The organism is Kordiimonas marina, assembly GCF_023006325.1.
Taxonomy (GTDB): Bacteria; Pseudomonadota; Alphaproteobacteria; order Sphingomonadales; family Kordiimonadaceae; genus Kordiimonas; species Kordiimonas marina.
The window spans coordinates 157,134-174,816 of sequence record NZ_JAINDF010000005.1 but is presented as its reverse complement, the minus strand read 5'-3'; the positions used below and the strand labels follow the sequence as shown (position 1 = coordinate 174,816).

The 17,683-nt window shown below is 61.1% G+C and carries 16 protein-coding genes; 8 read left to right on the top strand and 8 right to left on the bottom strand.

The features are described from left to right. Nucleotides 1–112 precede the first annotated feature (112 nt). From K6118_RS12655 to K6118_RS12630, 6 genes are all read left to right on the top strand, one after another. Nucleotides 113–580, top strand: coding sequence for a DUF2269 family protein (locus tag K6118_RS12655; RefSeq protein WP_247120731.1), 468 nt, complete (start codon nt 113–115; stop codon nt 578–580). Further along, the gene (locus K6118_RS12650) at nt 577–1,242 is read left to right on the top strand and encodes a DUF4166 domain-containing protein (protein ID WP_247120730.1); all 666 of its coding nucleotides are present in this window, start codon (nt 577–579) and stop codon (nt 1,240–1,242) included. Before K6118_RS12655 ends, K6118_RS12650 begins: the two co-directional genes overlap by 4 nt. Continuing rightward, nucleotides 1,235–2,347 carry a saccharopine dehydrogenase family protein gene (locus K6118_RS12645; protein ID WP_247120729.1) on the top strand — a complete coding sequence of 371 codons (1,113 nt, stop codon included), beginning with the start codon at nt 1,235–1,237 and terminating at the stop codon, nt 2,345–2,347. Before K6118_RS12650 ends, K6118_RS12645 begins: the two co-directional genes overlap by 8 nt. A 47-nt stretch (nt 2,348–2,394) precedes the next feature. After that, nucleotides 2,395–3,300 carry a LysR family transcriptional regulator gene (locus tag K6118_RS12640; RefSeq protein ID WP_247120728.1) on the top strand — a complete coding sequence of 302 codons (906 nt, stop codon included), beginning with the start codon at nt 2,395–2,397 and terminating at the stop codon, nt 3,298–3,300. A 114-nt stretch (nt 3,301–3,414) separates the two neighbouring features. Beyond that, nucleotides 3,415–4,410, top strand: coding sequence for a glutathione S-transferase family protein (locus K6118_RS12635; protein WP_247120727.1), 996 nt, complete (start codon nt 3,415–3,417; stop codon nt 4,408–4,410). Continuing rightward, nucleotides 4,407–5,243, top strand: a complete 837-nt coding sequence (locus tag K6118_RS12630; protein WP_247120726.1) for a pirin family protein — start codon at nt 4,407–4,409, stop codon at nt 5,241–5,243. Before K6118_RS12635 ends, K6118_RS12630 begins: the two co-directional genes overlap by 4 nt. 155 nt (nt 5,244–5,398) lie before the next feature. Here K6118_RS12630 and K6118_RS12625 read toward each other — a convergent pair whose 3' ends face one another. Continuing rightward, nucleotides 5,399–10,213 (bottom strand): NAD-glutamate dehydrogenase, encoded by a 4,815-nt coding sequence (locus tag K6118_RS12625; protein ID WP_247120725.1) that lies wholly within the window; start codon nt 10,211–10,213, stop codon nt 5,399–5,401. A gap of 42 nt (nt 10,214–10,255) precedes the next feature. Next, nucleotides 10,256–11,422 carry a PAS domain-containing protein gene (locus tag K6118_RS12620; protein ID WP_247120724.1) on the bottom strand — a complete coding sequence of 389 codons (1,167 nt, stop codon included), beginning with the start codon at nt 11,420–11,422 and terminating at the stop codon, nt 10,256–10,258. A gap of 300 nt (nt 11,423–11,722) precedes the next feature. Between K6118_RS12620 and K6118_RS12615 the strand changes: the two genes are divergently transcribed. Then, complete coding sequence (locus tag K6118_RS12615; RefSeq protein ID WP_247120723.1) at nt 11,723–13,513, top strand: AMP-dependent synthetase/ligase; 1,791 nt, start codon at nt 11,723–11,725, stop codon at nt 13,511–13,513. Beyond that, complete coding sequence (locus tag K6118_RS12610) at nt 13,510–13,701, top strand: DUF1289 domain-containing protein (protein ID WP_247120722.1); 192 nt, start codon at nt 13,510–13,512, stop codon at nt 13,699–13,701. Before K6118_RS12615 ends, K6118_RS12610 begins: the two co-directional genes overlap by 4 nt. On the opposite strand, the gene K6118_RS12605 is transcribed toward K6118_RS12610, so the two are convergent. From K6118_RS12605 to K6118_RS12580, 6 genes are all read right to left on the bottom strand, one after another. Continuing rightward, entirely contained in the window at nt 13,698–14,420 is a 723-nt protein-coding gene (locus K6118_RS12605; RefSeq protein WP_247120721.1) for a class I SAM-dependent methyltransferase, read from the bottom strand. The two genes, K6118_RS12610 and K6118_RS12605, sit on opposite strands and share 4 nt — an antisense overlap. A 125-nt stretch (nt 14,421–14,545) precedes the next feature. Next, nucleotides 14,546–15,307 carry a tRNA pseudouridine(38-40) synthase TruA gene (gene truA, locus K6118_RS12600; protein WP_247120720.1) on the bottom strand — a complete coding sequence of 254 codons (762 nt, stop codon included), beginning with the start codon at nt 15,305–15,307 and terminating at the stop codon, nt 14,546–14,548. Between the two features lie 17 nt (nt 15,308–15,324). Further along, on the bottom strand, nt 15,325–16,251 hold the full coding sequence (fmt, locus tag K6118_RS12595; RefSeq protein ID WP_247120719.1) for a methionyl-tRNA formyltransferase: 927 nt from the start codon (nt 16,249–16,251) through the stop codon (nt 15,325–15,327). A gap of 45 nt (nt 16,252–16,296) precedes the next feature. Further along, complete coding sequence (def, locus tag K6118_RS12590; protein WP_247120718.1) at nt 16,297–16,815, bottom strand: peptide deformylase; 519 nt, start codon at nt 16,813–16,815, stop codon at nt 16,297–16,299. A gap of 81 nt (nt 16,816–16,896) precedes the next feature. Next, nucleotides 16,897–17,238, bottom strand: coding sequence for a DUF1491 family protein (locus K6118_RS12585; RefSeq protein WP_281500790.1), 342 nt, complete (start codon nt 17,236–17,238; stop codon nt 16,897–16,899). Nucleotides 17,239–17,256: 18 nt separating this feature from the next. Then, nucleotides 17,257–17,613, bottom strand: a complete 357-nt coding sequence (locus K6118_RS12580; protein WP_247120716.1) for a PilZ domain-containing protein — start codon at nt 17,611–17,613, stop codon at nt 17,257–17,259. Nucleotides 17,614–17,683: the final 70 nt, after the last annotated feature.

Sequence of the window (17,683 nt, the reverse complement as noted above, 5' to 3'; positions counted from 1 at the left end):
GACAAACCGGCGGACCGACCGTCGGTTTTTCTACCCCTGCGACAGTTTCACGGCTGGACCCCTAAAGGCAGCCATGCCACAGTGTTTTCAAGCACTTGGGGGGGGGTAGCCTGTGGATACATACAGCCTTATCAAGGCGATCCATGTCATTGGTTCGACCGTTCTGTTCGGCACCGGGCTCGGCATCGCCTTTTTCATGTTCATGGGCCAGCGTGCCCCTGATATGGCCGCGCGGGTCTTTGCTGCTCGCTGGACGGTGCGTGCTGACTATATCTTCACCGCCCCCGCCGTAATCCTGCAACCGCTCACCGGATTCTGGTTGATCCACTTGGGCGGCTATGGCCTTGGCGAACCCTGGCTGGTTGCGGTCTATATCCTCTATCTGATCGCAGGAGCCTGCTGGCTGCCCGTGGTGTGGCTGCAGATCAAAATGAAACAGATGCTGACAGAAGCCCACGCAGCAGACACGCCCCTGCCGGAAACCTTCCAGCGTTATTTCAGGCTGTGGTTCCTGCTGGGCTGGCCCGCCTTCATCAGCCTTATTCTGGTCTTTTACCTGATGGTGGCGAAACCGGCATGACACAGATGACCGACAACCTCGCCGACCGCAAAGCACCCACCTTCAAGGCTATTTTTGGTGCCAACTGGGACAAACTTCCGCCCACAATGCTGAAGCACTATAGAAACCGCCCCTATTCGGAGGATAGCTCCCGGGTTTCCGGCACCATGGCAGTAGAAACAGCGCCGATCCTGCGCTTGTTTGCGCCGATCTCGCGCCTGTTTGGCGGTATCCCGCTTGTGAATGCGCACGACGTCCCGGTCACCGTGGATTTCAGAAGCGAGCCGACATCAAGGGCCTTCCATTTCGACAGGCTGTTCCACCTTGGCAGTGGGAAACCCTACCGCTTCCATTCCCGCATGGTACCGAGGGGCGGGGACCGCGTGGTCGAGGTAATGAAATTCCGCCTGGGCTGGCGCGTGCGCTTCCGGTTCGAGGACGGGCGGGTGAAGCTGAAACATGACGGCTACGCCCTGTGCCTGTTCGGGTTTTTCATCCCGCTGCCACTGGGATGGCTGATTGGACATGTGAATGCCAAGGAATGGGCCACGGGCGACGACCAGTTCGACATGTATGTCGATATCCAGCATCCGCTGTTCGGCAAGATTTACGAGTATCGTGGCAGCTTCTCGACCGCGGCGATTCCTTTAAACGATGCGGAAGGGGGAAAGGCTGATGGCTAAGCGTGTCCTGATCATCGGCGGCTATGGCAACTTCGGCGCGCTGGCCGCTGAACGGTTGGCTATGGACCCCAATATCCAGCTGATCATTGCCGGGCGCTCAGCCGAGAAAGCCGAAGCCCTTGCGAAAAACCTGAAAGCCGCCCGCTCGGTTGGGATCGCAATCTTCGACTATAGAAGCGGCCTTGAAGCAGCGCTTGAACAGCACCAGCCTGACATCGTCCTCCACACTTCCGGCCCATTTCAAGGGCAGGACTATGCGGTCGCCAAAGCCTGCATTGCCGCTGGCTGCCATTATCTCGACCTCGCCGACGCCCGCGCTTTCGTGCCCGGCATCACCGCGCTTGATGAGGAAGCCCGCGCGAATGACCTACTGGTGATCAGTGGTGCAAGCTCGGTCCCCGGGCTGTCCTCCGCCATCATCGACCAGTATCTGCCCGGCTTTCAGGAACTGACCTCCGTCGAATATGGCATCGGCACGGCCCAGCGCACCAGCCGGGGACTGGCCACCACCGAAGCGGTTCTATCCTACGCCGGGGAACCGTTCGAGACGCTGAAAGACGGCCATATGCAGCCGGTTTACGGCTGGCAGGATTTTCATTTCCGCAAGTTGCCCGGCCTCGGCTGGCGCGGCTTCGCCAATTGTGACATCCCGGACCTGAGCCTACTGCCTGCGCGCTACCCAAGCCTTCAGACCGTGCGTTTCTATGCTGGGCTTGAGGTCAAGATCATGCAGGTTGGACTTTGGCTCATGAGCTGGGGGCACAGGCTTAGGCTTCTGCCGAACCTGAAGCGGCTTGCCCGACCGCTGCTCGGCATGTCCCGCTGGTTCGACCACTTCGGCGGGGATGACAGCCTGCTGTTCATGACCCTCAGCGGCAAAGGCACTGACGGACAGCCCCGTAAAATCCGCTTCCAGGTGACCGCCCGAAAAGGCGACGGCCTGAACATCCCGATCACCCCTGCGGTAATCCTGATCAAGAAGCTGGCCACGGATAGCTGCAAAACCCGCGGCGCCATACCCTGTATGGGGCTGGTCAGCCTTGAGGAGATCAAAGCCGAACTCGCCGACCTTCGTGTTGAATGGATCGCGACAGAGAAAGCCTGACCTGCTATCTTTGGTGCAAAATTGGCAACGCTGGGAGCACATCACCCATGGATCTTCAAGCCATAAAAACCTTCTGCCGGGCGGTGGAGGCCGGTAACCTCACGGCGGCGGCGCGGGCGCTGCATATCACCAAATCGGTGGCGAGCCGGCGTATCCAGGCGCTCGAAGACGAGGTCGGTGCCCGGCTTTTGGCGCGCAACACCAAGGGGGTGACCCCCACGGATGCGGGTACGGCCTTTTATGAGCGGGTGCTGCGTATCCTCGATGACCTCGAAGACGCGCGCCAATCGGTCAAATGCGCGGATGAAAACCTCATCGGCACGCTCCGCCTCACCGCGCCCCGCAGCTTCACCGACAAGCGCCTCGCCCACCCGATCACCGAGTTCATGAAACTGCACCCCGACCTTGGCATGGACATGAACCTGACCGACGAGCGGGTCGATATCATCGGCGGCGGCTATGACCTCGGCCTCAGGATCAGCCGCGCGCTCGACGATACCAGCCTGATCGCCCGCAAGATCACCACCATCCACAGCCATATGGTGGCAAGCCCCGCTTATCTCGCCGAACACGGCACCCCGAAGGTGCCGGAGGACCTGAAGGATCACCGCTGCATCCTCTATTCCAACCTGCCCGTGGGTAACCAGTGGCGCTTCATCGAGGACGGCGAGGACCGCACGGTGCGCGTAGGCGGCACACTCAGCACCAATTCGGGCGAAATGCAGCTTGAGGCCGCGCGCCAGGGCCTCGGCATTGCCGCCATCCCGCGCTTTTACCTGCATGAAGCTATCACAAGCGGTGCTGTCGTGCCGATTCTGGAGGACTATTGCCCGCCCAACAGCCACCTTTATGCGCTCTACCCGGAAAAACGCCTGCTGCCCACCAAGGTCCGCGCCTTTATCGACCATCTTGCCGCCTGGTTCGACACCCCCGAAAACGCTGGCTGCCTCTAAGCCTTCCGAAGTGTTCGCTTTCACGCAACACCGGCTTGCGGATTGCGGCGCTACACAAACCGGATGATCGGTCGCATCTTTCAGGGAACGACAGCAACGATATAGGAGGCTCAGATGGGCAGGCTGATTGACGGTGAATGGCAGGATAGCTGGTACGATACCAAATCGACCGGCGGCCGTTTCGTCCGCCAAGACAGCCGGTTCAGGAACTGGGTCACGCGCGACGGCACACCGGGCCCCACCGGGAACGGTGGGTTTGAGGCCGAGCCGGGCCGCTATCACCTCTATGTCTCCTACGCCTGCCCGTGGGCGCACCGCACGCTGGTGATGCGCGCGCTCAAGGGGCTCGAGGAGATGATCGACGTCTCCGTGGTGGCCCCCACCATGCTGGAGGACGGCTGGACATTCGATGAGAAAGGCGGCTCAAGCGGTGACGCGCTTTATGGCCACCGGTTCCTGCATGAGCTTTATACCCGAGCGGACCCCACTTACAGCGGCCGCGTGACCGTGCCGGTTCTGTGGGACAAAAAGCGCGAAACAATCGTCAGTAACGAAAGCGCGGACATCATCCGCATGATGAACAGCGCGTTCGACGCCTTGGGCGCCCGCGCGGGTGATTACTGGCCCGAAAGCTTGCACAGCGAGATTGAAGCCTTCAACAGCCGCATCTATGACACGGTCAACAACGGCGTCTACAAGGCCGGGTTCGCAACCACACAGGCGGCGTACGAGGAAGCTATCGGCCCGCTCTTTGAGACGCTCGACTGGCTCGAAGGCCATCTGTCGGAAAACCGCTACCTGATGGGCGACAGGCTCACCGAAGCCGACATCCGGCTTTTCACCACGCTGGTGCGGTTCGATGCCGTTTATGTCGGGCATTTCAAATGCAATATCCGCCGCCTCGCCGACTATGCCGAGCTGTCCGCCTATGTGCGCGATATCTACGCCCTGCCCGGCGTGGCGGAGACCGTCAATATCGACCATATCAAAACCCACTATTATCGGAGCCACCGGACCATCAACCCGGCCGGCATTATCCCCGTAGGCCCTGTGCTTGATTTCACAAGCCCCCACGGCCGCGACTGGCTCCAGACGGAGGAAGAGCAATGACCACGCGTAAAATTGCCAGGCTTTACCCGGCCCTGACCATCCCCGAAGGCGACGGCGTTACCGTCCACCGCTCCATAGGCCTCAAGGGCCTGATGAACCTGGACCCGTTCCTGCTGCTGGATGAGATGGACATGCCCGCGGGTGCGCCCGGCAGCTTCGGCTTCCCCGAACACCCGCACCGGGGGTTCGAGACCGTCACCTACATGCTGTCCGGCCGGATGGAACACGGCGACACCGCCGGCAACAAGGGTGAAATCGGCCCCGGTGACGCCCAGTGGATGACGGCGGGCCGCGGTATTGTCCATTCGGAAATGCCAACGACGAAGGGTGAGGCCATCCGCGGCTTCCAGCTGTGGGTCAACCTGCCATCGGCCAAGAAAATGATCGCGCCGCGCTACCAGGACGTGATGGCTGACACCATCCCCACGGTCGAAGGTGAAGGCTATACGGCCCGGCTGGTCGCGGGCGTGCTCGCTGGCCAGGAGGGGCCGGTCACGGACATTGCCGTCAGACCGCTATTCGCCGACGTAACGCTGACAGGGGGCGGACCTGCCACGCTGCCGGTCACCCCGGGCCATACGGTGTTCCTCTATGGCATCGAGGGCACGCTGACGGTGGCAGGGCAAGCGGTGCCCCCGCGCACGCTCATCATCCTGACGGACGGTGACACGGTTGAGGTGGCGGGTGAGGAAGACAGCCGCTTCCTGATGGTCGCTGGCGCCCCGATCGGTGAACCTGTCGCCCGTTATGGTCCGTTCGTGATGACCACGCGGGAAGAGATCATGGCCACGCTTGACGACTGGAACCGCGGCACGTTTCTGACCCAGGCCTGAGTGCGAGACGATACCCCCAAAACTTCCTACCCCCGGCCACCTGGGCTTCTCCCCCATATCCGCCCGCGGATATGACGCCCTGGGCCGGGGCCCTCGCAAACTAAAAGGGCGACCAGATGGCCGCCCCTTCTTTTTAGTTTCTTTAGCCGTGTGCCCTAGCGCAGGATCGACCGGAGGTGACGCGCCGCGAAGCTCATCTTGGCGACCGAAAGCGTACCGGAGGATGACAGGTCGTCAATCAAGCGCTCAGCGCGGATAATGCGCGTCTGCTGGGCTTCCTGCCATTCCTTGGTCGCCTTCTTGGCCGTCTTGTCACCCGCACCCTTGCACACGTCTTCCACCAGGCTGCGCTGCTGGTCGGCCAGGTCCTCAAGGAGCGAGCGGATCGCCAGCACTTCCCAATGGTCGTCCGGCAGGATACGGTCGGCCCGCTGGCGCAGCCAGTCGAACCCGAGCATATCGCCGAGTGCGAAGTGAACCGCGGCGACATAATCGACCGGTTTGCCCGCTTCTTCGGCCACCGTGATGATGTCCGGGCCCGAGGCCAGAACCTCGAAGGCCGCGACGAAGGTGGCGAGGTCATGCCCGACACCCAGGTCCTTCAGGCCATCGCGGCGGGCGAGGAAGGCTTCCTGTGCAGGTTCCGACAGGATTTCCTGCTTGATGCCGAACAGTTTGGCGACAGGGTCCTTGAAGCGGTCCACCAGCGCGCTGACATCGAACGGCCGCGGCAGGTGGCGGAGCATCCACATAACCTGGATCTTGAGCGAGTCGGACACCGACTGGTGCATGTCATACTGCACGCTCGCATCGACCTTATAGTCGAGCGCGTTGATCGCCTCCCACTGGTGCTGGAGACCGAAGATTTCCCGCACGATGACGAAGGCGGCGATGATGTCCTCAACGCCGAGGCCTGTTTCTTCCTTCACTTCATAGACAAAGGTCAGGCCCGCCCAGTTCACCACTTCGTTGGCAAGAACGGTGGCGATGATCTCACGCTTCAGCTGGTGTGTCTGAAGCTCGTCGGCGAAACGCTCCCTAAGCACGGACGGGAAGCCCCATTCGAGCTCCGGCTTAAGAACCGGGTCATCCACCAGGTGGCTGGCAACCAGGATATCGAGGAGCGACATCTTGGCATAGGCCATCAGAGTCGAGATTTCCGGCCGCGAGAGCCCGCTTTCATTGGACGCCAGTTCAGCGAAGCCTTCGTCCGACGGCAGGTTCTCGATTTCGCGGTTCAGGCCGCCGTCACGCTCCAGCGCCCGGATAAGGCCGAGGTGATATTCACGCGAGCTGACCGCCTGCGCTTCAGCAAGCGAGATCGCCTGCGTCTGCAGATAGTTGTCGCTGAGTACGATCGAGGAGACCTCATCGGTCATCGACACCAGAAGGTCATCCCGGTCTTCGCGCGTCAGCTTCTTCTTGGCGATGGCATCGGTCAGAAGGATCTTGATGTTGACCTCCTTGTCCGAGCAATCCACACCGGCCGAGTTGTCGATAAAGTCGGTGTTGGACCGGCCACCCTTGCGGCCATATTCGATGCGGGCGCGCTGGGTCATGCCCAGGTTGGCGCCTTCACCCACCGCCTTGACCCGAAGCTGGCTCGCCGTCACGCGGATCGCGTCGTTGGCGCGGTCGCCGGCCTGGGCGTTGGTCTCGTCGCTCGCGCGGACGTACGTCCCGATCCCGCCGAACCACAGAAGGTCGGCTTCGGCCTTCAGGATACGGTGCATCAGGTCGTTCGGGGTCATGGCGTCAGCGTCGACATCGAGCCACGCCTTGACCTCATCGGTCAGCGGGATCGACTTCATCGAGCGCGGATAGATGCCGCCGCCCTTGGAGATCAGGTCCCGGTTATAGTCATCCCAGCTCGAACGCGGCAAATCGAAGAGACGCTTGCGCTCCTTCCAGTTTGCCTGGGTGTCCCCGGGGTTCGGGTCCAGGAAGATGTGCATATGGTTGAAGGCGGCCTTGAGGCGAATGGTTTTCGAGAGCAGCATGCCGTTCCCGAACACGTCGCCCGCCATGTCGCCAACACCGATCACATCAATCGGGTCCTTCTGGACATTGATACCCATCTCGCGGAAGTGACGCTGGACACTGACCCAGGCCCCTTTCGCGGTGATGCCCATCTTCTTGTGGTCATAGCCGTGGGAGCCGCCGGACGCGAACGCATCCCCGAGCCAGAATTTCTGGCCTTCCGACAGGCTGTTGGCGATATCCGAGAAGGTCGCCGTGCCCTTGTCGGCCGCGACGACCAGATAGGGGTCGTCATCGTCCCGGCGCACCACATCCGAAGGCGCAATGACCTTGCCGCCCTTGAGGTTGTCGGTCAGCGACAGCAGGCTGCGCACGAACGACCGGTACGCCGCCACGCCTTCAGCGAGGAAGGCTTCACGGTCACCCGAGGTCGGCAGCATTTTCGGGAAGAAGCCACCTTTCGCACCCTGCGGCACGATCACGGCGTTCTTGACCTGCTGCGCCTTCACAAGGCCGAGCACCTCGGTGCGGAAATCCTCGCGCCGGTCGGACCAGCGCAGGCCACCACGGGCCACAGGGCCGGAGCGCAGGTGCACGCCTTCGACCCGTGGGCTGTAGACCCAGATCTCGGCGAAAGGCTTCGGCAGCGGCGCTTCATCCACCTGGCGGGAGCGGATCTTGAAGGCAAGCGCGCGTTCGTCGTCGCCTTCCAGAACACCCGGCTGGTAGAAGTTTGTCCTGAGCGTCGCCTTGATGACATTCATGTAGGCACGCAGGATGCGGTCATGGTCGAGGCTGGTCACACCCTCAAGCTGGTTCCTGAGGTCGCTGATAATGTTACCCGCGAGCTGGTCCCGGTTGGCCGAGGCATAGTGCGGGTCGAACTGTACCTTGAAGAGCGCCACAAGCTGTGCCGAGAAGGTGGAATGTTCGACCATGCTGTCGGCGATATAATCCGGCGTATAGCCCATGCCGAGCTGGCGCAGGTATTTGCCGTAGGCGCGCAGGATGATGATTTCGTCCCAGCCCATGGCAGAGGTCAGCACCAGTTCGTTGAAGCCGTCGTTTTCCGACGCGCCCTGGCAGATCTTCATATAGAGCTCTTCAACCAGCGGCTTGAGCCGGTCGAGGGAGAACGGCGTGCCTTCCGGGCGGCCGAGCGCGAAATCATGGATATAACCAGGCGCGCCTTCCCGCATTTCATAGCTATGCTCGGACAGTACGCGGAAGCCCATATTCTCCAGGATCGGCATACAGCTCGACAGCGCGATCAGCTGGGTCCCGTGATAGATCTTCAGGCGGAAACGGTCTTCCCCGTCGCTGAGATGCCGGTAGAAATCGACCCGGATATCATCCCGGCCCGCGACCTCCTCCAGCTTGGCCACATCGTACGCGGCCTGCGACGGCGTGAAAGCTTCACGGTACGCCACCGTAAAGCGGTTCTTATATTCATGATGCAGCCGGTTGCCGACTTCCTCACCATGGTGGCTGACCAGCTCCTGGTGAAGTCGGTCTGTCCAGCCCTGGGCGGCTTCGGCGATCTGGCGGTTGATCTCTTCCTCGCTCGGGTGACCCACTTCGCCCGGACGGGTCCGGATGATGAAGTGCCAGCGGGCGAGCGCTTCTTCGCTCAGCATGGCGTAATAGACCGACACTTCGCCGTTGAAGCTTTTGCACAGGATGTCGGCGATCGCCGAGCGCAGCCCCGAATGATAGTTTTCACGTGGAACATAGACGATGGCGGACACAAAGCGCCCAAACCGGTCCGGCCGCACGAAGGCGCGCGGACGCGGGCGTTCGGTCAGCTGCAGCACGCCCATGACGGTTTCATAGAGCCGGTCTTCGCTGATCTGGAACAGCTCATCCCGCGGGAAGGTTTCCATAATGTGCGAGATCGCCTTAGCGGCATAGGAGCGCGGACTGAAGAAGTGCGCGCGCTTCTGCACATTGTTGACCTTACCCCGGAGCACCGGCACATCATGCGCGAACTGGCTGTAGGACAGCGAGGTAAAGAGGCCGACAAAGCGCCGCTCACCGATCACATGGCCATCAGCATCAAAGATTTTGACGCCGATATAGTCCAGATGCGACGGCCGGTGCACGGTCGACTTCACGTTGGCCTTGGTGATGATCAGCGGGTCCGGCTGGATCAGGAAGTGACGGATTTCCGGCGACATGGGTGTCAGGCCATCCTTGTCCCGAAGCACGTTCCGTTCAGGGTTACGGAGGATACCGAGGCCCGAGCCTTCAACCCGGTTGAAATCGAAGGTCGCCGGGTCGCCATCGAAACGATATTCCCGGAACCCGAGGAAGGTGAAATGGTCGGCGCCAAGCCAGCGCAGGAAACGGATGGTTTCGTCCACCTCTTCCTGGTCGATGGGCGGCGGGTTGACCGTGAGGGACGCAACCGTCTCATCGATCTTGGCGAGCATGGCCTTCCAGTCAGCCACCGCCGAGCGGACATCTTCCAGCGTGTCTTCGAGCGCCGCTTTGATATCGGCGAGCACAGCCTTGTCCGACTGGGCGTCGATCTCGATATACATATAGCTTTCGGAGACCGGCTTGCCCGCGTCCTTGCCGACGCGCTTGCCCTTGTCGTCCCGGTTCGCGGTAACGATCGGGTGGTGCATCATATGGACGCGGTGGTGGTGTGTAACCGCCAGGCAGCCAGTGATCGAATCAACCAGGAACGGCATGTCGTCATTGACGATTTCGATAACCGTATGGTGGGTATTCCAGGCTTTGGTGCGCGGATTGAGGAGCCGGATGACCGGCTTGCCCGCCTTGCGGGTCGCGCCGCCCTCCCACATGCTGTGCGCAATGGCAAACAGCGTTGCGGGCGGCTGGTCCATCAGGTCGTCAGGACCCTTGGAGCCGTAAAATTCGTTCAGAAAAGCCTCAAACTCTTCAAAAGCTTCACCGGACATTGCCTCAATTGCCAACCGGCTGACTTCGGCCATGATCTGTTTTCGTTGTTCGTCCGTGGTCACCTTACTTGTCCCTCTGTAACCCGTTACCCGTGGAAATATCTGTTATGGTTTTTGTTGTATAAACCGGCGCAACACTCTTTCAGTGGTGCCATCGCCGGCGTCGGCAGTACCCAGAAGCTCGATTGCGCCGTCCTTGTTTCGGCGCCCGAGGATCAGGCAAAATTCATCTTCGGTTTTGATATCCTGCAGTTTGACCGGCTTGGCCGTCCGGGCCGCCTGCAGCATGGCTTCTTCGCGGGCATGAAGCGCCGTGCCCTTGGCCTTGCGGCGTTCCGCGCGTTCCTGCTGGACGCAGCCCTTGATGCCGCCCGGAACCGCCTTCAGGAAGGCGACCAGGGTGGCGGCGCTTTTGCCCGCACGCGCAGCACAGGATAGAGCCGCGGCATATTCGGTCAGCCGGGTCTTGTCATAATCCTTGCCGAAGGTGAGCTTGAGCGCGGGGGTAAACGGCGCCCGCGCCTGGACCTTCAGCCCTTCAGCCGCCAACATGGCCTGATAGGCCGCCGGATTGTTCCGGCCCTCTTCATAGAGGGCGAGCGCCCGGGAAAGGGCTTCATAAAGGCTGTCCCGGCTACCACCGTCCAGATGCACCACATCGCGCGCCGCACGTTCACAAGCCATGCGCAGGTCATCCAGCACAAAGCTTTCGCCGTGCTCTAAGCCTTCGCGGCGGCGGAAATTGGTCACCACCATGACGAAATTGGCGTGGGCGCCATCCCGGCTGAAGGGCAGCATGATCCCGCGGCAATCCAGCAAATCCTCGACAAATTCGAATTCGGTCGCCGTCGCCCGCCCGACCTCGTCGGCCAGCTGACCAATGAGCGCCTGGGCGAAGGTGGAGTTTGGAAAATCGCTGAGGTTGGTGCCGGCCATGATCGGCGCATCGATCAGGATGCTGACCTTGTCTCCGATGAAACGCACCACGGGTCCGGCATCGGAAAATTCCAACAGCAGGGCGTTGGTCCTGTAGGGCGCGAGACCGCCGGGCGTCAGTTCCCCGAACAGCGGCAACGGCCTGTCGCCCTTGAGGCCAAGCCAATAATCGAAAGCCTTCAAATGCAGACGTTTTTCATCGGCAATGTCAGCGGAAATATCGGTGGATACATCTTCTGGAAGATTGGAGGCACCCTTCTCCGCAGAAGAAAAGTCGTCCCGGACAGGATCTTCCGGCAGGGGTGCGTCTTCGATGTCTTCGTGTGTGCCAGCCATGGCCACCAACCGCATTCTTAAGACTTGTGCGCACCAGCCTGATTCCCAAGGAAACCCCCGGCAAAACAACAGCCGGCCCGGCGCGCTTTCCGTTACGGTATCGCACCCTGTCCGCTTGCTGGCAAGGGCCATCGGTCAAACCGGACGACTTTTTTTCAGCCCCGCGCACGCCTGTGCTTCCCATGTAACACCCGGGGCTTGCCTCAATCCGCTGGGCGGCACGCGAAGCGGACTTGCCGCCGAGCATTTTTTAGGCCACAAAAGCAGCAATCACTGGGAAGGGATGGGAGGAAAGGTCCAATGCCGATCAAGCGCTGGCCGAGCCTGACTGCAATGTTCTATGAGCAGGCGGCAACATTCGCGAACAAGCCGTTTCTGCACGCAAAATCAGACGGGGCCTGGAAGACCCTCAGCTGGCGCGAAACCGCCGAAAAGGTCGCCAAACTCGCGGCAGGGCTTGAACGCCTTGGGGTCGGGGCTGGCGATAGGGTCGTCATCGTCAGCGAAAACCGGCCGGAATGGTTCATCGCCGATTTGGCCATCATGACCCTTGGGGCCATCACCGTTCCCGCCTACACCACCTATACCGCGCGCGACTATCTCCATATCCTGGAAAACAGCGGCGCCAAGGCGGCGGTTGTTTCCACCAAGTCGCTCGCCCGCACCTTCCTCAAGGCCGCGCACCAGTCCGACGATCTGGAGCACACCATCGTCATCGAGCCGACCAAGATCGAGCAAAGCCTCAATGTCGCGCTGCATGACTGGGATACGGTCCTGTCCACGGAAGACGCCGACATTGGCAATTGCCAGGCCCGCGTTGCTACAACCAGCCGCGACGATATCGCCTGTCTCATCTACACCAGCGGCACCGGCGGCGCGCCCAAGGGCGTGATGATCCACCACGGCGCCATCCTGCATAACTGCGAAGGCGCGGCCACCGTGATCAAAGAACTGGGCCTCAAGGGCAACAGTTTCCTGTCGTTCCTGCCGCTCAGCCACGCTTACGAACATACCGCCGGCCAGTGCCTGCCCCTCAGCCTGGGTGCAGAAATCTGGTACGCCGAAAGCCTGGACAAGCTGGCCGCCAACATGGCCGAGACCAAACCCACCATCATGGTGGTGGTGCCGCGCCTGTTTGAGATGCTCCGGACCCGGATCAGCCGCTCCGTCCTCAAGGGCGGCGGCGCCAAGGCCCGGCTGTTCGAACGCTGTATCGAGCTTGGCACCCGTATCTCCAAGGGCGAGAAGCTTTCGGTGAAGGAGAAAATCGAAAACGCCGTGCTCAGCCTCGTCGTCCGGCGCAAGGTCAAAGGCCAGTTCGGCGGCCGGCTCAAGGCGCTTGTCTCCGGCGGCGCCCCGCTCGCACCCGATGTCGGCTATTTCTTCGCCGCCCTCGGCCTGCCGCTCCTGCAGGGCTACGGCCAGACAGAAGCCGGACCGGTGATTTCGGTGAACCCGCCCTCAGCCCCCAAGCTGCATACCGTCGGCAAGATATTCGAGCAGTCCGAAGTCATGATCGCCGAAGACGGGGAAATCCTCGTGCGCGGCGAACAGGTAATGAAGGGCTATTGGCGCGACGAACGCACCACCGAGCGCACCATCGTCAACGGCTGGCTGCACACGGGTGATATCGGCCGCTTCGACGAAGATGGCTATCTGGAGATCACCGACCGCAAGAAAGACATCATCGTCAACGACAAGGGCGACAATGTCTCCCCCCAGCGCATCGAAGGCATGCTGGCGCTTGAGGACGAAATCGCCCAGGCGATGGTTTACGGCGACAGGCGCCCGCACCTTGTCGGCCTGATCGTGCCGGACGTCGAGTGGCTGGCGGGCTGGGCCAAGGAAAACGGCAAGGAAGGCGGCCTCAAAGACCTGGCCTCCGACCCTGACCTCAGGAAAGCGCTCGATACCGCCGTCGCGCGGGTCAACCACCGGCTATCGAACCTTGAGAAAATCCGGCAATTCATCATCGCCCCCGAAAGCTTCACCATCGAGAATGAGCAGATGACGCCGACCTTGAAGCTGCGCCGTCATGTGGTGAAAGAGGTTTACGGCGAGGCGCTTGAGGGCCTCTACAAGCGCGGATGACGACGGAGATCCCGAGCCCCTGCATCGATGTCTGCCGGCTGGATGCCGCAGGCGAGGTATGCGTGGGCTGTTTCCGGAATCTCTCAGAAATCGGTCAATGGGCGGCGGCAAGCCCAGATGAAAAGCGCGCCATTCTCATAAGAGCGGCGCGCCGGAAAAATCAGGTTTCAGGAAAAACCGAGGATTAATCCTCGTTTGAGGTACGCCGCTGCGGCACCTTCTTCCGCCAGGCGACGTAGCGCACCTCAACCCCCTTGGTGAGGATGCTGCGGCGAAGCCCTGACGCGGTTTCCACCATGCCCAGCGTCTTGACCGCGGTCTTGAGCTGGTCATCGGCCGGGGACCAATCCTCAAGCCCCAGGTAGCTGTGCTTGATGTGGGCGGCGGTTTCCTCGCTGACATTATAGTTGCCGACGAGGTTGAAATGCTTATCGAGCGTGTTCCTCTTCGCGGGTAACCGGTCTGAGACCTGCGAATAGACAAAATACCCACCGGGTTTGATCATTTTCTGGACGTCTTCGGTCCATTCCTGCTGTTCACGGAATGAGCGCAGGTCATCCATGCAGAAAAGCGCGTCGAAATTCATGCGGTCGCGGCGGGTCGGGTCGTCCAAATGGCGGACCGGCAGGATTTTGACGTTCGAATCATTCTGGAACATCCGCTCCAGGTGGCCGATACATTCATCGCGACCCTCAAAAGCATCAACCATATAGCCGCGGTCGGTGAGGTTCTTGACCAACCGGCCGCCGCCCGGTGCCACGACGGCAACATGGGCCCGTTCCGGAAGTTCGACAAAAAGCGACATGGTGAAAACAGCCGAAAGGCTCATGGGTCGCTCACAATAGTCAACATTCTGACCGTTGAACAACAGATCCAGAGCCATCGAATAGGCTATGTTTTCCTTCATTCCGACCCCTCGTCGACGCGTTTACATAAAAGACGGGCACCCAATCGGTATCAGGTGTCCGTACTCCACGACGGTACGGCAAGAAGTTAATCAACTCGTTAAAAAATAGAACGATTTTTAGGAATCTACGCCTTGGGGGCGATATCGCCATACTCGACCGCGCGGAAATAAAGCCCGTCGGGCGGCGCATTGAGGCCCAGCGCGGTGCGGGCTTTGGCCTCAAGGGAGGCCTGCACATCGTCCTTGGTCCAGGTTCCTTCACCAACCAGCTTAAGCGTGCCGGTGATCGAGCGAATCTGATGATGCAGGAAAGACCGCGCCCCGGCGTGAAGGCGGATTTCATCGCCCTCGCGCTCGACCGTCAGATAGTCGATGGTCTTCACCGGGCTTTTGGCCTGGCATGCGGTGTGACGGAAGGTGGTGAAATCGTGCGTGCCGACAAGGACCTGCGCCGCCTCATGCATCGCCTCGGCGTCCAGCGGGCGCGTAACCTGCCACACCAGCCCGCGCTCGAACGTCAGCGGCGCACGCCGGTTGCGGATACGGTAGGTGTAGTGCCGCTTGGTCGCGGAGAAGCGGGCATGGAAATCATCATCCACCGCTTCGACCTTGAGCACCGATACCGGGTTCGGCCGGAGGTGATAGTTGAGCGCCCCCTGAAGCGCATCAATGGTCATCTCCCGTTCAAGATTTATGTGCGCGACCTGGCCAAGCGCATGGACGCGCGCGTCGGTGCGGCCCGAACCTGTGACGGTGATGTCCTCGTCAGGCGCGAAGCAGCGGCAGGCAGCCTCAAGCGCCGCCTGAACGGTCGGGCCATTGTCCTGCTTCTGCCAGCCGAAGAAGGGCCTGCCGTCATATTCTATGGTTAGTTTGAAACGTTGCACCGACAACAGGTCCCAAATTAAGTTGCACTAGACAATTTTGTTCCCGCCGGAATGCTGAACCCACGGAGGAGGACTTCCCGGTCCATCGCAGCTTTCCCCGCGCGCTGGGCCCGGTCGATACGGTAAGCCCCGTCGCCACACGCGATCAACAGCTCATCGTCAAGCAATACGCCGGCGCTGCCGCTGGCTTTTTCGTCGACGTGCCCAGCCAGAATTTTAAGCCGTTCGCCATCGACCTCGGTCCAGGCGCCCGGGAACGGGTATAGCCCGCGCACCATGCGGCCGATCTCCGCCGCCGGGCGGGTCCAGTCGATACGGGCTTCGGCCTTGTCGATCTTCTTGGCGTAGGTCACGCCCTCTTCCGGCTGTATCTCCGGCGTCAGCGTCCCGGCCGCGAGGCCCTCAAGCGCGTCATTGATCAGGTCACCGCCCATCTGCGCCAGCCGGTCATGCAGGCTTTCGGTGGTGTCCTCCGCGGCAATCGGCGTGGTGGCGCGCATCAACACCGGCCCGGTATCGAGCCCGGCTTCCATCTGCATGATGCATACCCCGGTCGCCCGGTCGCCAGCCATCAGCGCGCGGTGAATGGGGGCGGCACCGCGCCAGCGCGGCAACAGGCTCGCATGCACATTCACACAGCCGTATGTCGGCGCGTCCAAAACCGCCACCGGCAGGATCTGGCCGAAAGCGACGACGACAGCGCAGTCGAGCTCCAGCGCGGCAAACCGCTCGATCTCTTCCTCGGCCTTCATGCTGATTGGCGTGAAAACGGTGAGCCCTGCCTCTTCGGCCCGGCGGTGAACCGGGCTTTTCTGTTCGCGCTTGCCCCGGCCTGCAGGCCTCGGCGGCTGGGTGTAGACCGCAGCGATATCGTGGCCACCGGCGATGAGGGCATCCAGGGTCGGCAGCGCAAAGTCGGGCGTGCCCATGAAAGCGATACGCATTGGCGGGAACTCCCCCTAATCAGGCGGTGCCGGGAACCATGGGGCCTAAAGGACAGCCATGTCCTTGGTCGCCTTCTGGACCTTCTTGATGATCATGTTACGGCGCAGCCGCGACAGATAGTCGATAAAAACGATGCCGTTCAGATGGTCGATCTCATGCTGGACACAGGTGGCGAGAAGGCCGTCCATCTGCTCTTCCTGCTCCTTGCCGTTATAGTCCAGATACTTGACCTTCACCGACGCCGGACGCTCGACCTCGGCATAATGCTCAGGCACCGACAGGCAGCCTTCGTTATAGACATTCAGCTCTTCCGATTCCCAGGTCACCTGCGGGTTCACCAGGAATTTCGGCTTCTTGACCTCGTCATCGCCTTCAGCATCGACCACGATTACGCGCTTGGGGATCGCGACCTGAATGGCGGCCAGGCCAATACCGGGCGCGTCGTACATGGTCTCCAGCATATTGTCCATCAGGCGCCTGAGGTCGTCATCCACCTGGCCGATAGGCTCGGAGATGGTCTTGAGAAGCGGGTCAGGCACATTGATGATTTCTAGTTTGGCCATGCGGGCATTCCGTCCGGTTTAGGGTCTCGTTCGCGCCTTACCTATGAATGCGCGGGCCCCACGTCAAGCCTTTCCGGTGCGTCAAAGCGCAGAAACTGGGGCATCCGGCTGATACTGCGCCAGCCGATCCTCAATTTCAATCACCCACAAGTCGCTATCGAACGCGCGTTTTTTGGCGATCCGGCTGTCGGCTTCCGCCTCATCCATGCCAGCCTCCGGCCCCAGGCGCCGCCATATTCTGGCGCCGTCAAAGTCCAGCGATTGTTCAAAGAGAAGCACGCCGGCCGCAAAACGGTTGACCTTGAGGAGCACGCCGCCACGCGCCGCATCGCCCTTGGCGACAATGAAGGCGGGCATGTCGGACAAAAAGCAGGTGCGCACGTGAGCATCCACCCACAGGCGGGTTGTCAGTCTTTGTTCCATGGGAGGATAAGACGGCGCTTAGACTTCATCGTCAAGCCCAAGCACATGCAGCCGGTCGGCGAACATGCGCTTGATCGTATGCGGTGGGACCCGGAAGGCAACCCCAAGCGCATCGCCCCGGTGCCAGACCACTTCAGCCGGTACGGCATCGCGCCCGGCGATCGACAGGGTCACGCTGGAGCCATGCTCAAGCGGCAAGTCCACCCGGATGCGCGCGCCGCCCAAGGACATATTCCAGATCTGGCAATTGAATTCATGCCGGCCTACCGTCAGAACCGCAGGCCATAGGACGCTGCGACGGCGATGGGTCCGGTTTTCTTCGCCAGACTGTTGGCTTTCGCCTGATTGTGCCGGGTCTTTTTCGGCCGCGGTCATTTGTTCGCCCTGTGCCATGGCTTAATCCACGCTAGAGGTTGTTTGACTTTGATCATAGACGATCCCGGTA